Origin of the sequence: Streptomyces sp. NPDC018045, from assembly GCF_044327445.1 — a bacterium.
Taxonomy (GTDB): Bacteria; Actinomycetota; Actinomycetes; order Streptomycetales; family Streptomycetaceae; genus Streptomyces.
Genome location: NZ_JBIRFL010000068.1, coordinates 1 through 3,908 on the forward strand (window position 1 = coordinate 1; position 3,908 = coordinate 3,908).

The following is a 3,908-nucleotide window of genomic DNA, read 5'->3' on the forward strand; positions in this document are numbered from 1 at the left end:
GTGCCGTCGGCCGTCATGGTCCTGGACCGCCTTCCGCTGACCCCCAACGGCAAGCTGGACCGCAAGGCACTGCCCGTACCCGAATACGCCGCCACCGTGGACGGCCGCAAGCCCCGTACTCCGCAGGAAGAGGCCCTGTGCCGCCTCTACGCCGAGGTGCTGGGCGTGGACCGGGTCGGTATCGACGACAGTTTCTTCGACCTGGGCGGGCACTCGCTGCTCGCCACCCGCCTGGTCAGCCGTATCCGCAGCGTCCTCGGCACGGAACTGCCGATCAAGGACGTGTTCGAGGCGCCGACCGTCGCCGAACTGGTGGCACGGCTGGCACCCGGCGGGCGGACCCGTACGGCGCTGACCCGGGTGGCACGCCCCGCGCGGATCCCGCTGTCCTCCGCCCAGCGCCGCCTGTGGTTCCTGCACAAGCTGGAAGGCCCGTCGGCGACGTACAACATGCCGCTGGCGCTGCGCCTGACCGGCACCGTGGACGCGGAGGCGCTGCACGCGGCCCTGCGGGATGTGATCGGGCGGCACGAGTCGCTGCGTACCGTCTTCCCGGAGACCGAGGACGGCGAGCCGCACCAGCGGGTGCTGGACCCGGACGAGGCGCACTTCGCGTGGGAACGCCGCACGGTGACCGAGGCCGGACTGCCGTCGGCGATGGAGGAAGCCGCCCGGTACGGCTTCGACCTGGCCGGTGAGCCGCCGGTGCGCGCCTGGCTCTTCGAGACCGGAACGGCCGGCGCGGCCGGGGAGTACGACAGTGTGCTGCTGCTCCTGCTGCACCACATCGCGGGTGACGGCTGGTCCATGGGCCCGCTGGCGCGCGACGTGGTCGCCGCGTACACCGCCCGTGTCCAGGGCGAGGCTCCGCGGTGGGCGGAGCTGCCCGTGCAGTACGCGGACTACACCCTGTGGCAGCGCGAACTGCTCGGCGACGAGTCCGACCCGGACAGCCTGTTCAGCCGCCAGGTCGCCTACTGGCGCGGCCAGCTCGCCGGCCTGCCGGAGCAGGTGACGTTCCCCGCCGACCGGCCGCGCCCGGCCGTCGCCTCGTACCGGGGCGCGTACGCGGAGTTCACCATCGACGCCGCGCTCCACCAGCGGCTGTCGGACCTGTCCCGCGCCTCGGGCGCGACGGTGTTCATGGCGTTGCAGGCCGGTATGGCGGCGCTGCTGACGCGGCTGGGCGCGGGGACGGACATCGCGTTGGGCAGTGGTGTGGCGGGGCGTACGGACGAGGCGCTGGACGATCTGGTGGGCCTGTTCGTGAACACCTTCGTGCTGCGCACGGACACCTCCGGGGATCCGAGTTTCGAGGAGCTGCTGGGCCGCGTACGGGAGTCGAGTCTCGCCGCGTACGCGCACCAGGACGTGCCGTTCGAGCACCTGGTGGAGCTGCTCAACCCGCAGCGCTCCACCTCCCACCACCCCCTCTTCCAGGTCGCCCTGGTCCTCCAGAACACCGGTCAGGGAGACTTCACCCTGCCCGGCCTGCGGGTCAGGATGGAGGAGGTGGACGCGGGCACCTCGCGCTTCGACATGCTGCTCTCGCTCACCGAGCGGTATGACGCGGCGGGCAACCCGGCCGGCATCGAGACGCTGGTCGAGTACGCCACCGATCTCTTCGACCGGTCCACCGTCGAGAGCCTTGTCGCCCGCTGGATCCGGCTGCTGGAACAGGCCCTGAACGCGCCGGAGCGGCTGATCAGCCAGGCCGGTCTGCTCACCGGGCGGGAGCACCGGCAGGTGCTGGAGCACTGGAACGACACCGCGGCCGACCTCCGCCCGGGCACCCTGGTGGACCTGGTCGAGGCGCGGGTGGAGCGGTCGCCCGAGGCCACCGCCGTCCTGTCCGGCGACACCGTGCTGACCTACGCCGAGCTGAACGCGCGCGCCAACCGGCTCGCCCGGCACCTCGTCGGACGCGGCGTCGGCCCCGAGCGACTGGTGGCGGTCGCCCTGCCCCGCTCGGCGGAGACCGTCGTGGCCCTCCTCGGCGTCCTCAAGGCCGGCGGCGCCTACCTGCCGCTCGACCCCGACGACCCGGCCGAGCGGCTGCTGGCCACGCTCCGCGACGCCCGGCCCCATCTGGCGCTGGTCACCCGGGACAGCGGCCTGGACACCGGCGCGGCAGGCGTTCCGGCCGTCGTCCTCGACGACGCGGAGACCACCGCGGCCCTCGCGCGGCACGCCGCGGGCAACCTGGCGGACAGCGAGCGGACCACGCCGCTCACCCCCGCGAGCCCGCTGTACGTCATCTACACCTCCGGCTCCACGGGCCGCCCCAAGGGCGTGCTCGTCGAGCACCGCGGCCTGGCCAACAACCTCCAGTGGATGCGGGCCACCCATCCGGTCGGCCCCGGTGACGTCGTGCTGTTCCGTACGTCGATGCGGTTCGACTCGGTGGGCCTGGAGATCTGGTTCCCGCTGCTGTCCGGCGCCGCGATCAGCGTGGCCCCCGCCGACGAGGTCCGCGACCCGCAGCGGCTGGTCTCCCACATCGCGGCGAACGGCGTCACTGTCGCCCAGTTCCCGCCGTCCCTGCTGGCCAACCTGCCCGAGCCGCCCGCCGGGCACGCGGTCACCCGCATCTGGTCCAGCGGCGAGGCGCTGCGCCCCGGCCTGGCCGCGCGGATCAGCACGGCCTGGAACAGCGAGCTGTTCAACCTGTACGGACCCACCGAGATGACCATCCAGGTCGCCTCCGCCGTCTGGACGGGCGGGGACGCCGACGGGCACGCCGTACCGATCGGCCGGCCCACCTGGAACACCCGGGTCTTCGTGCTCGACGCGGGCCTGCGGCCGGTGCCCGTGGGCGTCGTCGGCGAGCTGTATGTCACCGGCGCCCAGGTGGCGCGCGGGTATGTGGGGCGCCCGGGCCTGACCGCCGAACGGTTCGTCGCCTGCCCGTTCGCGCCGGGAGTTCGCATGTACCGGACCGGTGACCTGGCGCGGTGGCGCGCGGACGGGCAGTTGGAGTTCGCCGGCCGGGCCGACGAACAGGTCAAGCTGCGCGGCTACCGTATCGAGCCGGGCGAGATCGAGTCGCTGCTGACGGCTTCGGAGGGTGTGCGGCAGGCCGTGGTGGTGGCCCGCGAGGACGCGCCGGGCGACCAGCGCCTCGCCGCGTACGTCGTCCCCGACCTGGACGTGGCCGCCCGCGCCGGGGCCGGTGTGGACGCGCAGGCGCAGGTCGAGGAGTGGCGGGAGATCTACGACTCGGTGTACTCCGGCACCGGCGGCGGCGAACCGGCCGCCTTCGGCGAGGACTTCTCCGGCTGGGACAGCTCGTACACGGGGGAGCCGATCCCGCTGGACGAGATGCGCGCGTGGCGGGACGCGGCCGTGGACCGCGTACGGGAGTCCGGCGGCCGTCGTGTCCTGGAGATCGGCGTGGGGTCCGGCCTGTTGATGGCGCACCTTGCGAAGGACGTGGACGAGTACTGGGGTACGGACCTGTCGGCCGCCGTCATCGAGCGGCTGACGGGGCAGGTGGCGGAGGCGGGTCTGGGTGACCGGGTGCGGCTGCGCGGTCAGGCGGCCGATGACGTGACGGGCCTTCCGGCTGGTTACTTCGACACCGTGCTGATCAACTCTGTTGTGCAGTACTTCCCCGACGGCGAGTACCTGGCCAGGGTCGTCGGCCAGGCGCTGGGGCTGCTGGCGCCCGGCGGCCGGCTGGTGATTGGTGATGTGCGGCACGCCGGTTCGCTGCGGGCGCTGCGGGCCGCAGTGCAGTCCGGGCGGGGCGCCGCGGCGCGGACCGTGGTCGACCGGGCCGTGCTGCTGGAGAAGGAATTGGTGGTGGCGCCCGAGTTCTTCGCGGGCCTCGCCGCGGGGGACGACCGGATCGGTGCGCTGGACATTCGGCTCAAGCCGGGTGCGTACCACAATGAGTTGACGCGGCA

At 73.1% G+C, this 3,908-nt stretch carries 1 protein-coding gene; it reads left to right on the forward strand.

The window, feature by feature from the left end; translation table 11 throughout:
• The coding region (locus tag ACH4EB_RS38510; protein ID WP_398353194.1) for an amino acid adenylation domain-containing protein at positions 1 to 3,908 on the forward strand (3,908 nt) is incomplete at both ends.